Annotated in this window: 18 protein-coding genes; 12 read left to right on the forward strand and 6 right to left on the reverse strand. The window is 72.4% G+C overall.

Going from position 1 to position 18,094, the window contains the following annotated elements; genetic code table 11:
* Positions 1-60: 60 nt before the first annotated feature.
* Positions 61-1,137, forward strand: coding sequence for a phosphate ABC transporter permease PstA (gene pstA, locus ABD317_RS19655; RefSeq protein ID WP_425582395.1), 1,077 nt, complete (start codon positions 61-63; stop codon positions 1,135-1,137).
* Between the two features lie 29 nt (positions 1,138-1,166).
* Entirely contained in the window at positions 1,167-1,943 is a 777-nt protein-coding gene (pstB, locus tag ABD317_RS19660; protein WP_344291259.1) for a phosphate ABC transporter ATP-binding protein PstB, read from the forward strand.
* Between the two features lie 57 nt (positions 1,944-2,000).
* Here the strand turns inward: pstB and ABD317_RS19665 are convergent, their stop codons facing one another.
* On the reverse strand, positions 2,001-2,999 hold the full coding sequence (locus ABD317_RS19665; protein WP_344291260.1) for an inorganic phosphate transporter: 999 nt from the start codon (positions 2,997-2,999) through the stop codon (positions 2,001-2,003).
* Positions 3,000-3,005: 6 nt separating this feature from the next.
* Positions 3,006-3,626, reverse strand: coding sequence for a DUF47 domain-containing protein (locus ABD317_RS19670; RefSeq protein WP_026276740.1), 621 nt, complete (start codon positions 3,624-3,626; stop codon positions 3,006-3,008).
* Between the two features lie 227 nt (positions 3,627-3,853).
* Between ABD317_RS19670 and ABD317_RS19675 the strand changes: the two genes are divergently transcribed.
* On the forward strand, positions 3,854-4,204 hold the full coding sequence (locus ABD317_RS19675; protein ID WP_027756816.1) for a metal-sensing transcriptional repressor: 351 nt from the start codon (positions 3,854-3,856) through the stop codon (positions 4,202-4,204).
* Between the two features lie 163 nt (positions 4,205-4,367).
* Here ABD317_RS19675 and ABD317_RS19680 read toward each other — a convergent pair whose 3' ends face one another.
* Together ABD317_RS19680 and ABD317_RS19685 are read right to left on the reverse strand one after the other, a co-directional pair.
* Positions 4,368-4,565 (reverse strand): hypothetical protein, encoded by a 198-nt coding sequence (locus tag ABD317_RS19680; RefSeq protein WP_027756817.1) that lies wholly within the window; start codon positions 4,563-4,565, stop codon positions 4,368-4,370.
* 164 nt (positions 4,566-4,729) lie between these two features.
* Positions 4,730-5,617, reverse strand: a complete 888-nt coding sequence (locus tag ABD317_RS19685) for an SCO4651 family lipoprotein (RefSeq protein WP_344291261.1) — start codon at positions 5,615-5,617, stop codon at positions 4,730-4,732.
* Between the two features lie 94 nt (positions 5,618-5,711).
* Here ABD317_RS19685 and ABD317_RS19690 point away from each other — a divergent pair, with 94 nt between their 5' ends.
* Together ABD317_RS19690 and ABD317_RS19695 are read left to right on the forward strand one after the other, a co-directional pair.
* Positions 5,712-5,918, forward strand: a complete 207-nt coding sequence (locus tag ABD317_RS19690; RefSeq protein ID WP_344291262.1) for a hypothetical protein — start codon at positions 5,712-5,714, stop codon at positions 5,916-5,918.
* Positions 5,919-6,039: 121 nt separating this feature from the next.
* A complete protein-coding gene (locus tag ABD317_RS19695) occupies positions 6,040-7,596 on the forward strand; it encodes an FAD-binding oxidoreductase (RefSeq protein WP_344291263.1) in 1,557 nt (518 codons plus the stop codon).
* 154 nt (positions 7,597-7,750) lie between these two features.
* On the opposite strand, the gene ABD317_RS19700 is transcribed toward ABD317_RS19695, so the two are convergent.
* Both ABD317_RS19700 and ABD317_RS19705 read right to left on the reverse strand, forming a co-directional pair.
* Complete coding sequence (locus ABD317_RS19700) at positions 7,751-8,503, reverse strand: phosphatase PAP2 family protein (protein ID WP_344291264.1); 753 nt, start codon at positions 8,501-8,503, stop codon at positions 7,751-7,753.
* Positions 8,504-8,676: 173 nt separating this feature from the next.
* Positions 8,677-9,624 (reverse strand): C40 family peptidase, encoded by a 948-nt coding sequence (locus ABD317_RS19705; RefSeq protein WP_425582396.1) that lies wholly within the window; start codon positions 9,622-9,624, stop codon positions 8,677-8,679.
* Between the two features lie 227 nt (positions 9,625-9,851).
* Here ABD317_RS19705 and ABD317_RS19710 point away from each other — a divergent pair, with 227 nt between their 5' ends.
* The 7 genes from ABD317_RS19710 to ABD317_RS19740 all read left to right on the forward strand — a co-directional run bounded on the left by ABD317_RS19710 (position 9,852) and on the right by ABD317_RS19740 (position 17,968).
* A complete protein-coding gene (locus ABD317_RS19710) occupies positions 9,852-10,559 on the forward strand; it encodes an SDR family oxidoreductase (RefSeq protein ID WP_344291266.1) in 708 nt (235 codons plus the stop codon).
* A gap of 224 nt (positions 10,560-10,783) precedes the next feature.
* On the forward strand, positions 10,784-11,092 hold the full coding sequence (locus ABD317_RS19715; protein WP_018840935.1) for a hypothetical protein: 309 nt from the start codon (positions 10,784-10,786) through the stop codon (positions 11,090-11,092).
* A gap of 214 nt (positions 11,093-11,306) precedes the next feature.
* Positions 11,307-12,149 (forward strand): DUF8175 domain-containg protein, encoded by an 843-nt coding sequence (locus ABD317_RS19720; RefSeq protein WP_344291267.1) that lies wholly within the window; start codon positions 11,307-11,309, stop codon positions 12,147-12,149.
* Positions 12,139-13,461 carry a hypothetical protein gene (locus tag ABD317_RS19725; RefSeq protein ID WP_344291269.1) on the forward strand — a complete coding sequence of 441 codons (1,323 nt, stop codon included), beginning with the start codon at positions 12,139-12,141 and terminating at the stop codon, positions 13,459-13,461. Before ABD317_RS19720 ends, ABD317_RS19725 begins: the two co-directional genes overlap by 11 nt.
* A gap of 6 nt (positions 13,462-13,467) precedes the next feature.
* Positions 13,468-15,003 (forward strand): SCO6880 family protein, encoded by a 1,536-nt coding sequence (locus ABD317_RS19730; RefSeq protein ID WP_344291270.1) that lies wholly within the window; start codon positions 13,468-13,470, stop codon positions 15,001-15,003.
* A gap of 3 nt (positions 15,004-15,006) precedes the next feature.
* Entirely contained in the window at positions 15,007-16,380 is a 1,374-nt protein-coding gene (locus tag ABD317_RS19735; RefSeq protein ID WP_344291271.1) for an ATP-binding protein, read from the forward strand.
* Between the two features lies 1 nt (position 16,381).
* Complete coding sequence (locus tag ABD317_RS19740; protein ID WP_344291272.1) at positions 16,382-17,968, forward strand: P-loop NTPase family protein; 1,587 nt, start codon at positions 16,382-16,384, stop codon at positions 17,966-17,968.
* The last annotated feature ends 126 nt before the right edge of the window (positions 17,969-18,094 follow it).

Genomic DNA, 18,094 nt, shown 5'->3' on the forward strand with positions numbered 1-18,094 from the left:
GGTCAACGGCGCCGCCCGGCTGATCATCGCGCGCCGCAAGGAGTACTCGGGGGCCAACGCGTGAGCGCCGCCGGTACGCACGCCGTGACCCGGGCCGACCGCGCCGACGCGCTCGGCATCCACCAGCCGCGGCTGCCCCGCTGGGCGCCCGCCGGCGTCGCCGTCGCCGCGGCGGCCGTGGCGGTGGCCACCGGGCTGGGCGCGGGGCTGGCCAGCCGGGTGCAGTGGGGGCTGATCGCCGCGGTGCTCTTCGTGGCCGGGCTGTACGCGGTCTCGGCGCGCGCGGAGGGCGCCCGCAAGGCGAAGGACCGGCTGGCGACGTCGCTCGTGTGGGGCGCGCTGCTGCTGGCCGTCATTCCGCTGGCGTCGCTGATCTGGGAGACCGTACGGCAGGGCGTCAAGGTCCTCGACGGCTACTTCCTCACCCACTCCATGAACGGCGTCGTCGCCATCGCCCCCGGCGGCGGCATCTACCACGCCCTCCTCGGCACCGTCGAGCAGGTCGCGCTGGCCGCCGCCATGGCCACCCCGATCGGGCTGCTGACGGGCGTGTACCTCGTCGAGTACGGGAGCGGGCGGCTGGCGAAGGCGGTGACGTTCTTCGTCGACGTCATGACGGGCATCCCGTCGATCGTCGCCGGCCTGTTCGTCCTCAGCGTCTGGATCATGGGGCTGGGCTTCGGCTACTCCGGCCTCGCCGGCTCCTTCGCGCTGGCCATCCTGATGCTGCCGATCGTCGTGCGCTCCACCGAGGAGATGCTGAAGCTCGTCCCGAACGAGCTGCGGGAGGCGTCGTACGCGCTGGGCGTACCGAAGTGGAAGACGATCCTCAAGGTCGTCCTGCCCACCTCCATCGGCGGCATCACCACCGGCGTCATGCTCGCCGTGGCCCGCATCACCGGCGAGACGGCGCCTCTTCTGCTGCTCGTGTTCGGCAACCCCGCCATCAACCCCGACCCGTTCGAGGGCGCCCAGGCGTCCCTGCCGCTGTACATCTACGAGCAGTGGGCCAACGGCAACGACGCCTCCTTCGACCGCGCCTGGGCCGCCGCCCTGGTGCTCATCGTGTTCGTCATGCTCCTCAACCTGCTGGCCCGCCTCATCGCCCGTTTCAAGGCCCCGAAGACCGGCCGCTGACGGCCGGGTAGGAGAGAGATCCCAGTCACATGTCCAAGCGCATCGACATCAACGGCCTCAGCGCCTACTACGGCGACTTCAAGGCGATCGACGGCATCTCCATGCACGTCGAGCCGAAGTCCGTGACCGCCTTCATCGGCCCGTCCGGCTGCGGTAAGTCCACCTTCCTGCGCACCGTCAACCGCATGCACGAGGTGACCCCCGGCGCGCGCGTCGAGGGCGAGATCCGCCTCGACGGCGAGGACCTGTACGGCCCGGGCGTCGACCCGGTCGGGGTGCGCCGGGTGGTGGGCATGGTCTTCCAGCGGCCCAACCCGTTCCCGACGATGAGCGTCTACGAGAACGTGGCCGCCGGGCTCCGGCTCAACGGCTCGTACAAGAAGCGCGAGCTGGACGACGTGGTGGAGAAGTCCCTGCGCGGCGCGAACCTCTGGAACGAGGTCAAGGACCGGCTCAACCGCCCCGGCTCCGGCCTGTCCGGCGGCCAGCAGCAGCGCCTGTGCATCGCCCGCGCCATCGCCGTCGAACCCCAGGTGCTCCTCATGGACGAGCCCTGCTCGGCCCTCGACCCCATCTCCACCCTCGCCATCGAGGACCTGATGGCCGATCTCAAAGAGAGGTTCACGATCGTCATCGTGACGCACAACATGCAGCAGGCGGCGCGGGTCTCGGACCGGACCGCGTTCTTCAACCTGTCGGCGGTCGGGGAGCCGGGACGGCTGGTGGAGGTCGGCGACACCGACAAGATCTTCTCCAACCCCGACGAGAAGGCCACGGAGGACTACATCTCGGGCCGCTTCGGCTGAGACGGGGCGGGCGCCGCCGCCCCGCTCCGGGGAGGAGGGGGGAGAAACGCTTCAGCACTACTCGAAGGCCAGGTGCACCACCCAGTACACCGCCGCCGCCACCGCCGCCGCGGCCGGCATCGTGATGAACCAGCCCGCCACGATGTTCTTGGCCACGCCCCACCGCACGGCCTTGACCCGCTTCGTCGCGCCGACGCCCATGATCGCCGACGTGATCACGTGCGTGGTCGAGATCGGCGCGTGGAACATGAACGACGCGGTGTACATGATCCCCGCCGCCGTCGTCTCCGCCGCGAAGCCCTGCGGCGGCTGCAGGTCGATGATCCGCCGCCCCAGCGTCCGCATGATGCGCCAGCCGCCCGCGTACGTACCGAGCGACAGCATCAGGGCGCACGCCACCTTCACCCACCACGGGATGGCGTCGCCCTCGTCCTCCACGTCCGCGATGACCAGGGCCATCACCACGATGCCCATCGTCTTCTGGGCGTCCTGCAGGCCGTGCCCGAGCGCCATCCCCGCCGCCGAGACCGTCTGCGCTATCCGGAAGCCGCGCTGCGCGCGCCGCGGGGTGGCGCGGCGGAAGAACCACAGGATCGCGCACATCACCAGATAGCCGACGCACAGGCCGACGACCGGCGAGACGAACATCGGGATGACGACCTTTTCCAGCACGCCGGACCAGTACACCGTCGACGACGCCGCCAGCGCCGCGCCGACCATGCCGCCGAAGAGCGCGTGCGAGGACGACGACGGCAGCCCGAAATACCACGTGATCAGGTTCCATGTGATCGCGCCGGTCAGGGCGGCGAACAGGATCCACATCCCGTGCGAGCCGTGCGGGGTCTCGATCAGCCCTTCGCTCACCGTCTTGGCGACGCCGCTGCCGAGGAAGGCGCCGGCGAAGTTCATCACCGCGGCCATCAGCAGCGCGGCCCGCGGCGTCAGCGCGCGGGTGGAGACGGAGGTCGCGATCGCGTTGGCGGAGTCGTGGAAGCCGTTGGTGTACGTGAAGAAGAGCGCAACCCCGATCGTGACGACAAGCGCGAAGGTGTCCACGAGCGCTCAGGACTCCTTGACCGCGATCGTTTCCACGGTGTTCGCGACCTTCTCGAAGGCGTCGGCGGCCTCTTCGAGGACGTCCACGATCTGCTTGAGCTTGAGCACCTCGATGGCGTCGTACTTGCCGTTGAAGAGGTGCGCGAGGAGCTTGCGGTGGATCTGGTCGGCCTGGTTCTCCAGCCGGTTGACCTCGATCCAGAACTCCGGCAGGTGGTTGAGCGTACGGAGGTTGGGCATCGCCTCCGCGGTCAGCTCGGCGGCCCGCGCCAGCACCTCGATCTGCTGCTCCACCCCCCGCGGCAACTCCTCGATCTGGTAGAGGACGACGAGGTCGACGGCCTCCTCCATGAAGTCCATGACGTCGTCGAGGGAGCTGGCGAGACGGTAGATGTCCTCGCGGTCGAAGGGCGTGATGAACGACGCGTTCAGCTGGTGGAGGATGGCGTGGGTGGCGTCGTCGCCGGCGTGCTCCGCGGCGCGCATCCGCTCGGCGATCTCGGCCCGGGCGGAGGAATCCGCCCCGAGCAGTTCCATCAGGAGCTTCGAGCCCGTAACGATGTTGTCCGCCGAGGCGGCGAACATATCGTAGAAGCTCGTCTCCCTGGGGGTCAGACGAAATCGCACGTGGGGATCCTCAGTGCTGCGAATATCGGCGAATAGGTCCTGATGATGCTAGGCGAGCCGTACCTGCGGAGCGAACCGGCTCTGCAGAACAGCCGCAGGACAGAATGCCACGAAGGCGGTATCATATACCCCCTAAGGGTATTTTGCGCACGGTTCGCATACGGTGGTACGCACACAGCTGTGCACGCACCGGGCGCATCGGGGATGGGAAACGGAAGGACGGGCACGTGACCGACACCACGGCAACGCCGGCAGCCGTCGAGACGGCGGCCGGCGCCTCCGCGCCGGGCTCCGGCCCGCACGGGTACAGCAAGGACAAAGAGGCCCACCTGAAACGGCTGCGCCGGATCGAGGGCCAGGTCCGCGGTCTGCAGCGCATGGTCGAAGAGGACGTCTACTGCATCGACATACTCACCCAGGTCTCCGCGAGCACGAAGGCGCTGCAGTCCTTTGCGCTGCAGCTCCTGGAGGAGCACCTGCGGCACTGCGTCGCCGACGCCGCCGCCCGGGGCGGCGACGAGATCGACGCGAAGGTCGAGGAGGCCACCGCCGCGATCGCCCGGATGCTGCGCGCGTAACGCCGGGCACAAGGCCGCTGCTGCGCGCGAGACGCCGCGCGCAGCGCCCGCGGCCCGCTCCCCGCGGCACGCTTCCGTACCCCGATTCCCGCCGCCCGCTCCCGCCCCGCGCCCGTCGCCCGGTGCGCGTCCCCGGCGGCGCACCCTCCGCCACTGCGGGCTGCTACGGGGTGATCTCCTGCCGGCCGCGCCTGCGGTCGCGGTCGGCACCGCGCCGCGCGGCTTCCACCCGCAGGACTTCGTCGATGCGGTCCTCGCTCAGCCGCTCTTCCGGCGCGCTCGTCGCCGCGATGATCAATTCCCCGCACAACTCGATTTCGGCGAGAGCCACATGGTCCTGGACGGCCGACCCCCGACCCACGTGCAATCACCCCACTTCCCCATGCACACCCGCCGGCAGCCGGGCTCACCGCTCAGAGTAGGTAGGGCGGCACAGTCTGCGCATGACACGTCTGGACCATTTACGGCACCGGCTTTCCCGGCGAATCCCGACGCGCCCGCGCAAACGACCGGATTCAACTCCCGCTAGGAAGCGGTCTGTTGGCTGCCCTGCCGAACCGTTCCGGCATAGATGTCGCGGTCGGCGGGCAGGGCCACCTCGGCCGGCGCCCCGAAGTCGTACGTTTCGACGGTCGACGCCACCCGCACCGGTGAGTCGCCGGACAGCGCGAACTCGTGCCGGACCCGGCGCGGCCGGCCGTCCTCGTCGAGGTACACGTCGAAGGTCACCGCGTCGTGGACGAACCCGTCGGCCGCGGCGGTCAGCGCCCCGCGCGCGTACGGCGACGCCGCGCGGGCGGCGCGGCCGAGGTCGGCCGTGCCCTGGTAGTGCCGTACGAGGCTGTCGCCGACCCGCTCCTCGCCCACGTACCGCACCTCGCGGGCGCCGCGCAGCAGTTCGGCGGCGGTCAGCGGGTCGGTGGCGCCGTTGGTGACGAGGTTGCCGTCGGCGAGCCGGGTGGTGTCGAGCCGCAGCCACTTGTCGGCGGGGACGCCGGCGCCGCGGTTCTTCATGTACAGCTCGCCGACGGCGTACAGCTCGGTGATCGGCTCGCCCTCCGCCTGCGGCGGCACCACGCGCAGCAGACCGCGCCGCTCCGCGTAGTCGAACGCGCCGTCGCCGCTGACCGTGACCCGGGTGCCGCCGCTGGTCATCTCCATCTCCGTACGCGCCCGGGAGCTGCCCGCGCCGGCCAGTGCGTCGGCCGTGCGCTGCACGGCGCTGAGCGGGTCGCCGCCGGGGTGGCCGTCGGCCGCCGCGCCGCTCGCCGAGCAGCCGGCGGTGGCGGACAGGGCCGCCGCGGCGAGGGCGCCGAGGAGCGCGAGCGGGGCCGCGGGCCGGGCCGCGGGGGCGGCGCCGGGCGGTGCGGGCACCGTGCCGGTACGTACGGTCCGCCGCTGCTCCGCCGCCATCTCTCGCTACCCCCGGCCGGTGTTTTCTCCGGTTCGCTTAACGAGGTGACGGGGGCGCCGTCACGGTCTGTCCCCACCGCGGTACCGTGACCGCGTGCTCAGCGACGGACCCGCCGAGGGGCCGGGCGGCCCCCGCGCCCCGGACGGCCCGCGCTCGGGCGGGACGCACCGCACGTCGACCTCCGAGCAGGGCGCCTTCGCGTACGCCCGCTGCAGCTGCGGGTGGATCGGCCCGGCGCGCCGCGCCCGCTCCCGCGCCCGCGCGGACGCCGTCGCCCACGCGCCGGACGGTACGGGCTGAGCGGACCGGCCGGCGGGCGGATGCCGCGGGTGGTCGCCGCGGGCGGACGTCGCGGCGGTTGCCGTCAGGCTTTGCTACTTGGGGGTAGCGGAGGGGCGACGCGATGCGCTGTGCTGTGCGGATGGACAGGCGCACAGTGCTCCGTACCGCCCTCGCCGCCGGCGCGGGCGCCGCCGGCCTCGCCGGCTGCTCGGGCGACGACGACGGCGGCGGGAAGCCGGACCCCAAGCCCAGCGGCTCGAAGAGCCGCGGCAGAACCACAGGACCGGCGGACTGGCCCGCGCTCGCGGGGTCCCTCGACGGCCGCCTCGTCCTCCCGGGGGACGACGACTACCGGGTCGCCGCCCAGCAGTACAACACCCGCTTCGACGACCTGCGCCCGGCCGCCGTCGCGTACGTCGACCACGCCGACGACGTCGCCGAGTGCCTGGGCTTCGCCCGCGGCGCCGGCGTCCCCGTCTCCGTACGCAGCGGAGGCCACTCCTACGCCGGCTTCTCCAACGGCAACGGCCGCCTCGTCCTCGACGTCTCCGCCCTCTCCCGCGTCGACTCCGACTCCGGGACCGCCACCGTCGGCGCCGGCGCCCGCACCATCGACGTCTACGAGGTCCTCGCCGCCCGCGGCCGGACCATACCCGCCGGCTCCTGCGCCACCGTCGGCATGGCCGGCCTCACCCTCGGCGGCGGCCACGGCGTCGTCTCGCGCGCGTACGGACTCACCTGCGACCACCTGACGGGCGCCACCGTCGTCACCGCCGACGGCAGGACCGTCGAGTGCTCCGCGGACGAGAACGAGGACCTGTTCTGGGCGCTGCGCGGCGCCGGCGGCGGCAACTTCGGCGTCGTCACCGAGCTGCGCTACGACACCCGCGAGGCCGCGGACGTCGTCGCCGCGCACATGGTGTGGCCGTGGTCGAAGGCCGAGGCGCTGCTGACCACCTGGCAGCGGTGGGGGCCGGACCAGCCGGACGAGCTGTGGTCCGCGGTCCACTTCGGCAACACCCGCGGCGGCGAGCCGACGATCTCCGTGGCCGCGCTGTCGCTGGGCACCGAGGACGACCTGCACGACGCCGTCGACTTCCTCGCCGACCAGCCCGGCGGCCCCGGGCCCGCCGAGGACGTCGCCATCGGCCCGCAGACGTACATCCACGCCATGCGCACCTACGCGGGCTGCGCGCAGGCCGGCCGCGAGCAGTGCCGGTTGCAGGGCAGCGTGCCGGGGCGCAACGCGCGGGGCACCCTGCAGCGCGACACGTTCGCCGCAGGCTCCGACTTCTACGACGAGCCGCTGCCCGCCGACGGCGTCGGCACGCTGTTGGACCGGGCGGAGCAGGCGGCGCGCTCGGCGGACGCGCTGTTCATCCTCACGGCGCTGGGCGGGGCGGTGAACCGGGTGCCGGTGGCGGACACGGCGTTCGTGCACCGCGGGTCGCGGGTGCTCGCGCAGTACATCTCGTCGTGGGACGAGGGCGAGGACGGCGGGCCGGGCGAGCGGTGGCTGGCGGACACGCACGCGGCGATGCGGCGGCACGCCTCGGGGGCGGCGTACCAGAACTACGCGGACCCGGGGCTGCGGAAGTGGCGTAGCGCGTACTACGGGCCGGCGGCGGAGCGGCTGGCGAAGGTGAAGGAGCGGTACGACCCGGAGCGGCTGTTCGACTTCGGCCAGGCCGTCTAGGCGCGCTGTCCCGGGGGCGCACGGCGGCGGGTGCGGGGCGGGGGCGTGCGCGGGGCGCGCACGCCTCGCGCACGGCGGTGCGTCGTACGCGCCTCGCCCCTCGGCCCTCGCCCCTAAGCTCTCGGCGCCGCGGCCGGTCACGTACCCGTACCCGCTACGCCGCCAGCTCGTCCCCGTCCCGGCCGCCGCCGCCCCGCTCCATCGGCTCCGTCCGCGGCGCCGGCACCGCGCCCGGGTCGCGGGGGTCCGCCGCCGGGTCCGGATCCGCCCCGGCGTCCGGCCCCTCCGGGTCGGCGACGAGCCACTCCGGCGCCCGCCGCAGCAGCGGCACCAGCCCGGCCGTCGCCGCCGGCGCCAGCAGCAGCGCCACCGACGTGCCGAGCGCGATGCCGCCGACGACGTCCGAGGGGTAGTGCACGCCCAGGTACATCCGGCTCAGCGCCTCCAGGAGCGCGAGCGCCAGCGCGGCGAGCCCGTACCGCCGGCTGGCCATGAAGATGCCGACCGCCAGCGCCATGGCGACGGAGGTGTGGTCGCTGACGAACGAGTACCCGGTGGTGCCGGGCAGCAGGACCTCCAGGCCGTCGTGCTCCCGGAACGGCCGCGGGCGCTCCACGATCGCGCGGATCGGCATGTTCGCCAGCCACGCGAGCGCCGCGGCCAGCGGCCCCCACAGCAGCGCGGCCACCGCCGGCACCGCGCCCGGCCGCCGGCGCACCCGCCACCAGCAGACGGCCAGCAGCACGCCCAGCAGCCCGATCAGCCCGTACTCGCCCAGAAACGCCGCACCGCGGTCGAACCAGGGCGGCGTGGAGTCCGCGACGCCGTTGATGTCGTACAGCACGGAAACGTCGGCGTTCGACCCGCTCGGGGGTGCCCCCGCCAGGTGCAGCGAACGCATGTCCACTCGGCTCCTCTCCCCACCCGTCTCCCCGCTGTCCGGCGGTCGCCGTCTTTCCTATTGCAACGGTGCCGCCCGCCCTTTGCAACGGCGCCGCGAAGGCGTGCGTTCCGTCCGCGACCGAAAGATCACCGGGAGGTTATCGAAGAGTGACCGCCCCCGCCGCGGCCCGCCGCACGTCAGCGCTCCGGCAGCGCCGCGGCGCCGGCCTCGGTGACCCGGGTCGCGCCGAAGTAGTCCGGCGAGTCGATCGGGTCGAAGCGGATCACGGCGCCGGTGTAAGGGGCGTCGATCATGTAGCCGCCCCCTACATACAGCCCGACGTGGTGGATGGAGCGGGAGTCGTTCAGGTCGTACGCGAAGAAGACCAGGTCGCCGGGGAGCAGTTCGTCCCGGCCCGGGTGCGGCCCGGCGTGCCACTGGTCGTTCGCCACCCGCGGCAGCTCGATGCCCACCGAGGCGTACGCCGCCTTCGTCAGCCCCGAGCAGTCGAACCGCCCGCCCTCCTCCGGCGTACCGTCACCGCCCCACAGGTACGGCGTGCCGAGCTTCTCCTGCGCGTAGTGGATGGCGCCGGCGGCCTGCTTCGACGGCGACAGCCGGGAGGTCGGGGCGGCGAAGCTCTGCTCCAGGGCGCGGATTACCTGTACATAGTTCTGCGTCTCGCGGTACGGCGGCACACCGTCGTACTTGATGACGGCGTACGGGCCGGCGTTGTAGGCGGCGAGCATGTTGTCGGTGGGGTCGCCGGGCACGTCCTTCACGTAGCCGGCGAGCTTGCAGTCGTACGTCGCCGCCGACGGGATGGCGTCCTCGGGGTCGTTGACGTCGCGCTCGCCGTCGCCGTTGGCGTCGATGCCGTGGGTGGCCCAGGTGCCGGGGATGAACTGCGCGATGCCCCGGGCGTCGGCGGAGCTGACGGCGTCCGGGTCCCAGCCGCTCTCCTGATACAGCTGGGCGGCGAGCAGCGCGGGGTTGAGGGCCGGGCAGAGGTTGCCCCACTCCTGCACCAGCGGCTGGTACGTCGCGGGCACGGCGCCCTTCGCCAGACCGACGCCGCGGCCGGCGATGCCGGACGCGGCGGTGTACGTACCGACGACGAGCAGCGCCAGGAACGACAGGACCATCCCTGACCCCAGCGCCACGATCAGCCAGAGCTTGCGCACTCCTCAACCATCCCTCATCGGGCCCCGGCTGTCTGCCCGTTCCCTGGTCAACGCCCCCCGCCGGTACGGTCGTTCGCGCCGGCCGGCGACCGCCTCCGCACACACCGGTGCGGGTGTTGACCTAGAGAGCACTCCAAGTGGTGCACTCTGCGCATCCGACCCGAACGGCACCCCGGAGGCCCGTACCCATGACCGACCTCTTCCCCGTCACCCTCGTCACCGGGTTCGGCAGCGGCACCGGCGCCGCCGCGGCCGGCCAGCTCCGCGCCCGCGGCGGCCGCGTCGCCGTCACCGGCCTCGCCGCCGAGCGGCTGCGCCGCTTCGCCAAGGACGTGGGCGACCCGCCGGAGCTGCTGACCCTGCCCGGCGACGCCTCCGACCACGAGGCCGTGGAGGCGGCCGTGCAGGCGACGCTCACGGCGTACGGACGGCTCGACGCCGTCGTCGCCAACGCCGGCTTCGCCACCCACGACGACCTCGCCACGGGCGACCCCGCGGGCTGGCGGGACATGGTGCTCACCAACGTGCTGGGGCCCGCGCTGCTGATCCGCAGCTCGCTGGCGGCGCTGCGCGAGACCCGCGGGCGGATCGTCATCGTCGGCAGCGTCGCGGGCTTCGTCTACGGCGCGGGCAACATCTACGGCATCACCAAGTGGGCCATGACGGGCCTGGCGGAGAACACCCGCCGCATGGTGACCGGCGACGGCGTCGGCGTCACGCTCGTCGCCCCCGGCCGCACCGACAGCCTCTTCTGGGACGGCCGGGGCGGGGCCCCGGAGGGCATGGAGATGATGACGTCCGACCAGGTCGCCGAGTCGATCGTCTGGGCGCTCGGGCAGCCCGCGGGGGTAGACGTGAACACCGTCGTCATGCGCCCCATCGGCCAGCCGGTGTAGCCGGCGCCGCCGTCCACCCCCGCCCCACCAGACACACAGCGTTGCCAATAGTCACCTAACGTGATACACACAGGAAAGTCGGCGGTGAACGCCGAACACCTTTGTGAAATCCCTGCGGTTGACGCCAAATCGACTCTCGCCGGGGCATCATCAGAGAGGATGGACGACGACTCCCGTCGTCCACCCGGGACGGCAACACAGCGCATGGGGCGGTGAGTTACGACATGTTCCTGGCAGCCGACAAGGGCGACATCAACACCATCATCGGCGGTATCGCCCCTGACTGGGGCCCCTTCGGAAGCCTGGGCCAAGAAGCGCGCGTCATGATCGAAGTGGTCATGGCGGTCGCGATCCTGCTGTGCCTGGGCATCGCGATCTGGGGCGCGGCCAAGCAGCGCATCGGCGCCACCGCGCTCCGCGACACCTTCAGCGCGGAGCAGGGCAAGGGGCTGATCGTCGCGGGCCTGACGGGAGTGTTCATCATCGGCTCCCTCGGCACCGTCTTCACGATCGTGTACGGAATGGCGGTGTAGGCCGGGCCGTGACTCCAGGGCCAGGCGAACGGCGAACGGCGGTGCGGCACACGGCGACGGGACGCCGCCCGGGCCCGCGCCCCGGGAGGCAACCGACCCCCGGGCGCGGCGGCCCGGGCACCCCCGTGAGAGGGCCGGCGGCGCACCGCTACCTTCGTGTGCCTACGGAAAGCCGGAGCAACGACGCCCCGGCACACGGAGAGGGCGACGGCGCATGAGCCACGACGACGACTACGCCGACTACGCCGTCTCCGAACCCGGCACCCGCACCCGCTTCGCCGAAGGCGACACCGACGACCGCTACGACGGCGGCCCGCGCCGCGGCGGCCGCGTGTCACCCTCCCGGGCCACGGTCACGGTCATGGGCGTCGTGGTCCTGCTGGTCGCCGCGATCGCCTTCGCGAACCGCAGCGGCAACTCCACCGACGACGGCGAGAACACCGCCGACCCCGGCACCCGCACCCAGCCCACGGCCCCCACGGGCGACTCCCCGGTCACGACCTCCACCGACGGCATCCCCTCCGGCTTCCCCCAAACCGCAAAGGGCGCCCAGTCCGCGGCGGCGAACTACACCGTGTCGCTGGCCGGCGCGGGCATGTTCGACGACGACGAGCGCGCCGACATCGTCCGCGCCCTCTACGTCCCCGACGTCGCCGAGGCCCGGCTCTCCGCCCTCGACAAGGTCTACGACGAGCCGGACTTCCTCCAGCGGATCGGCCTTGAGGAGGACGGCTCGGCGCCCACGGGCACGACGTTCGTCTCCCGCGTCAACCCGGTGGGCACGAGCGTGAAGGCCTACGGCGACGACGGCACCGCGAAGATCGCCGTCTGGTACTCGGCGCTCTTCGGCCTCGCCGGCGAGGACTCCGAGAACCCCGTCACCGAGGGCTGGTACACCACGACGTACGAACTCCGGTGGGCCGACTCCGACTGGAAGGTCTCCGACTACACCCAGAAGGACGGCCCGGTGCCGGTCGGCCGCGACCAGACCGCGTCCTCCGCCGAGGACATGGCCAAGGCCGTCGAGGAGTTCGGAGGGTTCACCTATGCCCGCTGACCGCCGCCGCGCTCTCCGCCTGGGCGCTCTCCTCGGGGGCGCGCAGTTCACCGCCCTCGCCGCCGCCGGCCGCGCCGCCGCCCAGGACGACGACTCCTGCGACCTCATCCGCGGCCCCGCCCGGGACTACTGCCAAGGCGAGGGCGACCGCAAGGACTCCGCCCCCGACGCCCCCAGCGACCCGACGGAATCCGTCGACCCGCTCTCCTCGCTGGCCAAAGGCTGTGCCGAAGCCGCCGCCTGGACCATCGACAAGCTCTCCGAGGCCGTCACCTCCACCACCACCGTCGACTTCACCAACGCCGCCTTCCTGCGCCAGTACGCCGTCGTCTTCGCCGCCTCCACCATCCTCACCCTCACCCTCTGGCTCCTCGCCGTCGCCAAGCGCGCCATCCGCGGCGTCCCCCTCGGCGAGGCACTCGGCGAAGCCATCGGCTTCCTCTGGCTGACCGTCCTCGCCTCCGCCTTCACCCCCCTCATCCTCTACACCCTCGTCACCGCCACCGACTCCGTCACCGAAGCCATCGCCTCCGGCACGTCGTCCAACACCGACACCTTCTTCGGCGGCTTCTCCGAGGCCCTCAAGAAGGGCGAGGACATCGGCGGCGGGCCGATCATGCTCATCATCGTGTCGCTGGTCTCCGTGCTCGCCGCCGGCGTGCTCTGGCTGGAGCTGGTCATCCGCGCCGCCCTCCTCTACGTCGGCGCCCTCCTCGGCACCGCCGTCTACGCCGGGCTCGTCGACAAGAACATGTGGCACCACGTCCGCCGCTGGGCCGGGATCATGATCGCGGTGATCCTCGTCAAGCCCGTCATCGTCATCGTCCTCGGCCTCGCCGGCGCGCTGTCCGCCGAGGAGGGGCCGGACGCCTTCTCCGCCGTCGTCTCCGGCCTCGCGATCATCCTGCTCGCCATCTTCGCCAGCGCGATGATCTACCGCTTCGTCCCCGGCTTCGGCGACGAGATCATGACCGCCAAGCAGGGCCGCCGCGCCACCTCCGCCAACCCCGCGTCCGCCGTCATGGCCACCCCCGCCGCCCTGGTCACCGCCGGCATGAAGACCCACGGCTCCCGCACCTCGCCCGCCGCCGGCGGCGCCGGCGGCGGCACCGGCGGCGAGTCCCGCTCGTCCGCCCGGCCCGCCAACCCCGTCGCCGGCGGCGTCTCCGCCCACAGCACCCGCCCGGCCCAGCCCAGCGCCCCGGGCCGCAACTCCGGCGGCTCCGGCGGCAACGGCAGCGGCGGCGGGTCCGGCTCCCGCGGCGGCGGCGCGCCCCCGCAGTCCGCCCCATCGCCCGGAAACAGGAGGTGACCTGCGGTGACCACGCACGACACACCACCGATCACCCCCCGTCGGACGTACCTCATCGGCAAGGCACGCCCCAACGCCGTCGTCGGCCGCAACCGCGAGACCGGCGAGATCGGCCTGATCATCAGCGGCGCCTTCCTCGGCATGATGTGCGGCCTCCTCGTCCCCGTGCTGACGCTGCGCATCGTGCTGCTCATGGGCTTCCCGCTGCTCGCCCTCGCCGCCGTCTACGTCCCGTACCGCGGCCGCACCTTCTACCGCTGGTTCGAGATCAGCCGCAGCCACCGCCGCCTCCTGCGCTCCGGCTCCGCCGTCTACCGCTCCGGCGCCCCCGAGGCCGGCACGCGCCTCAACGGCGAGGAGGTCGCCGTCGGCACCCCGCCCGGCGTCGGCCGCATCAACTGGCAGGTCGCCCCCTTCGGCCCCGACGAGATCGCCGTCCTGCTGCACGCCGACCGCCGCACCGTCACCGCCGTCATCGAGATCGAGGGCCCCGGCGTCGGCCTGCGCGACAGCGAGGACCAGGAGGCCCTCGTCGACCGCTTCGGCACCCTGCTCAAGCACGCCGCCAACGGCGACGGCTTCGTACGCCGCCTGCAGATGCTCGCCCGCACCCTGCCCGCCGACCCCGACGCGCACGCCAAGGACGTCTCCCAGCGCGGCGACCCGCACGCGCCGCAGTGGATAAAGGGTTCGTACGACCAGCTGCAGTCCATGGTCTCCACCTCCTCCGAGCAGCACCGCGCCTACCTCGTCGCCTGCATGCCCTACACCCGCGAGCTGGGCCAGGAGGCGACGGTGATGGGCCGCGCCACCAAACAGACCCGCGACGAGTGCATCGCCGTCATCATGGCCCGCGAGCTGGGCGACATCTGCGCCCGTCTCGCCGAGGCCGACATCCGCGTACGGCAGCCGCTGGGCATCGCGCGCCTCGCGGCCCTCGTGCACTCCATGTACGACCCGGACCACCCCGTCGACCACATCCAGGCCATGACCCAGCGCAACGCCTGGCCGGCCGAACTGGACGCCGTGGACCCGCAGTACCTGCGCGCCAAGACCCGCGAGTCGGCGACCCGCGACCCCTGGTGCCACTCCACCGCGTGGGTGAAGGAATGGCCGATGACCCCCGTCGGCGTCAACTTCCTCGCCCCGCTCCTCGTCCACACCCCGGACGTCATCCGCACGGTCGCCGTATGCATGGACCTGGAGCCCACCGAAGTGGCCATCGAGCGGATGCTGACGGAGAAGACGAACGACGACGCGGAGGCGTCCCGGCAGGCGAAGATGAACCGCGTCGTCGACCCCCGGGACATCGCCCACCACGACCGCATCGACCAGCGCGGCGAAGACCTCGCCTCCGGCGCCGCCGGCGTGAACCTCGTCGGCTACATCACCGTGTCCGCCCGCTCCCCCGAGGCGCTCGCCCGCGACAAACGCACGATCCGTGCCTCCGCGGGGAAGTCATACCTGAAACTGGAATGGTGCGATCGGGAACACCACCGCGCCTTTGTGAACACGCTGCCCTTCGCGACCGGGATCAGGTGACCCATGGCCGACCTCCTCGACCTGGTGACACGTGCCTTCGCCGGCTTCGTCTTCGGCAGGACGGAGACCCAGCGGCTGCCCGTCCGCACCTCCTCCGCGCAGGCGCAGGCCGTCTACCTCCCCACCGCCGCGCCCGGCCTGGGCGACTCCGGCGTCATCATCGGCCGCGAGGTCTACAGCGGCAAGGGCTACATCTACGACCCGTTCCAGCTGTACGGGCAGCAGCTCCCCGCACCGCACTGGCTGGTCCTCGGCGAGTCCGGCAACGGCAAGTCCGCGCTGGAGAAGACCTACGTCCTCCGCCAGCTCCGCTTCCGCGACCGCCAGGTCGTCGTCCTCGACGCGCAGGGCGAGGACGGCGTCGGCGAGTGGGCGCTCATCGCGCAGGAACTCGGCATCACCCCCATCCGCCTCGACCCCCTCGCCGCCCTCGACCGCGGCATCCGCCTCAACCCCCTCGACCCGGCGATCACCTCCACCGGCCAGCTCGCCCTGCTCCGCACGATCATCGAGGTCGCCACCGGCAGCAGCCTCGACGAGCGCTCCGGCTTCGCCCTCAAGGTCGCCCACGCGTACGTCAACGAGACCGTCACCGACCGCCAGCCGGTCCTCACCGACATCGTCGAGCAGCTCCGCCACCCCGCGCCGACGGCCGCCGAGGCGATGAACGTCGACGTCGAGGACGTGCGCAACTGGGGCCTCGACGTCGCCCTCGTCCTCGACCGCCTCGTCGACGGCGACCTGCGCGGCATGTTCGACGGCCCGACGACCGTCGGCATCGACCTCGACTCGCCGCTCATCATCTTCGACCTCTCCCACATCGACCGGAACTCGATCGCCATGCCGATCCTCATGGCGATCGTCGGCGTGTGGCTGGAGCACACCTGGATCCGTCCCGACCGCAAGAAGCGCATCTTCCTGGTGGAGGAGGCGTGGCACATCATCAACTCCCCCTTCGTCGCGCAGCTCTTCCAGCGGCTGCTGAAGTTCGGCCGCCGCCTGGGCCTGTCCTTCGTCGCCGTCGTGCACCACCTGTCCGACGTCGTGGACGGCGCGGCGGCACGGGAGGCGGCGGCGATCCTCAAGATGGCGTCGACACGGACGATCTACGCCCAGAAGGCGGACGAGGCACGCGCGACGGGGAAGGTGCTCGGGCTGCCCCGCTGGGCCGTCGAGATCATCCCGACGCTCACCCCGGGCATCGCCGTCTGGGACGTCAACGGCAACGTGCAGGTCGTCAAACACCTGGTGACCGAGGCCGAACGGCCGCTGGTCTTCACCGACCGGGCGATGACGGAGTCCGCCCCCGTACCGGCCCTGGAAGCGGCGGACGACGCGGGCCCGGTGGTGATGGAGAAGGAATCGACGGTGGCCTGAGATGGCGCAGGGTCGCGGTGGACGAGACGGGGGCGCCCCGGAGCGAGGCATTCCCGATGGCCTGCTCATCGGCGTGATCGCCTTCCTGCTCGGCCTGACGGTGCTGGTGTGGACGGCGACGGGACTGGCGGGGCTGCTGGCGCACGGCGCATGGCCGGCCGGCGTCCGGTTCACGGACACGCCGGTGGCGATGCGGGAGCTGGTCGCGGAGCCGCACGACCTGGCGGCCGCCTGGCCCGACGCGCGGGAGGGTTCCCTGTCGGGGTGGGGGCTGTTCTGGGGCGTGTTCATCAGCCAGCTGATGGTGCTCGTCACCTTCGCGGTCGCGGGGATGACGACGGTGGCGAGCTGGAAGGCGCGCCGCGCGAGCGCGCGCAAGGCGTGGGCGGGCGACAAGGCGCTGAACGAGGGCCTGGGAGACGGATACGGGAGGGGAAGGCGGGAACGGTTCGAGGAGCGGTACGGGGAGCAGGAGCAGCGCTACGGGGAGCAGGACGAATGGTATGGGGAGACGGAGGAGCCCCCGGCGCCGGCGCCGCGGCGCAGACCCCCCGTACAGCACAGGCCGCCCGCGACGAACATGGCCAAGAAGCCACCGCCCGAGCAGGTCCCGACGCCCATCCCGGCGCAGACCGCCCCGCCGGGAACGCCGCCCGTGCCCGCCGGCCCGCTGGTGTTCCGCAAGGGCAGCCAGACGGCCGTCACCCTCACCCGGGAGACGCTGCTGGGGGCAGAGGGCCCGGCGCTCGCCGTTACCTCCGACGCCGCCCTGTGGGCGGACACCAAGGACGCCCGCGCCAAGCTGGGCCCCGTCCTCGTCTACGACCCGGGCCAGCTCTGCGACACCCCGGACCGCCTCCGCTGGTCCCCGGCGACCGGCTGCAACGACCGCGCCACGGCCGCCGCCCGAGCAGCAGCTCTCCTCCGCCCGGTGCTCCCCCAGCACCGTACGGACACCACGGTGGCGGACACCGCGGAGACGATGCTCACGTGCTGGCTGCACGCCGCCGCCGTCGCCGACCGCCCCTTCGCCCAGGTCCACCGCTGGGCCCAGGGCACGGGCGCCCACGAACCGGTGGGCATCCTGCGCTCCACCCCGGAGGCCGAGTCCGGCGCGGCCGGCGAGCTGGAGTCGGCGCTCACGGGACATCCGGAGCGGCGGGACGCGGCCGCCGAGTTGGTCGCGACGGCCCTGGAGGGCCTGTCATCGATCCATATCCGCAACGCATGCAAACCCACCCGAGCAGATTCGCTCGTCCTGGAGTCATTCATCGACGAAGGGGGAACACTCTATGTGGTGGGTGAAGCCATCGAGGGCCCCCGGTCCCGCCCGGGTGCGATGCCACTGCTCACCGCCCTCGCCGCAGACGTGGTCGAGCACGGCCGCCGCATGGCCGCAGGGTCATCCACCGGCCGGCTCGACCCACCACTCACCCTCGTCCTCGACGACGTCGCCGCAGTCGCCCCCCTCGCCCAACTCCCCGCCCTCCTCAACGAGGGCGAACGCGAGGGACTGCCGACACTGGCCACGATGCGCTCGCCGGAGCAGGCGCGCAGCCGCTGGCCGGGGCTGTCGCTGGGGGTATGAGGGAGACGCCCGCGCCGCCCGCCAGAAATGACTCAACCCCCGGACGGTGTCCGGGGGTTGAGTACTAAAGATTGTTCGGCGGTGACCTACTCTCCCACACGGTCCCCCGTGCAGTACCATCGGCGC

This window comes from Streptomyces synnematoformans, from assembly GCF_039531005.1.
GTDB lineage: Bacteria > Actinomycetota > Actinomycetes > Streptomycetales > Streptomycetaceae > Streptomyces > Streptomyces synnematoformans.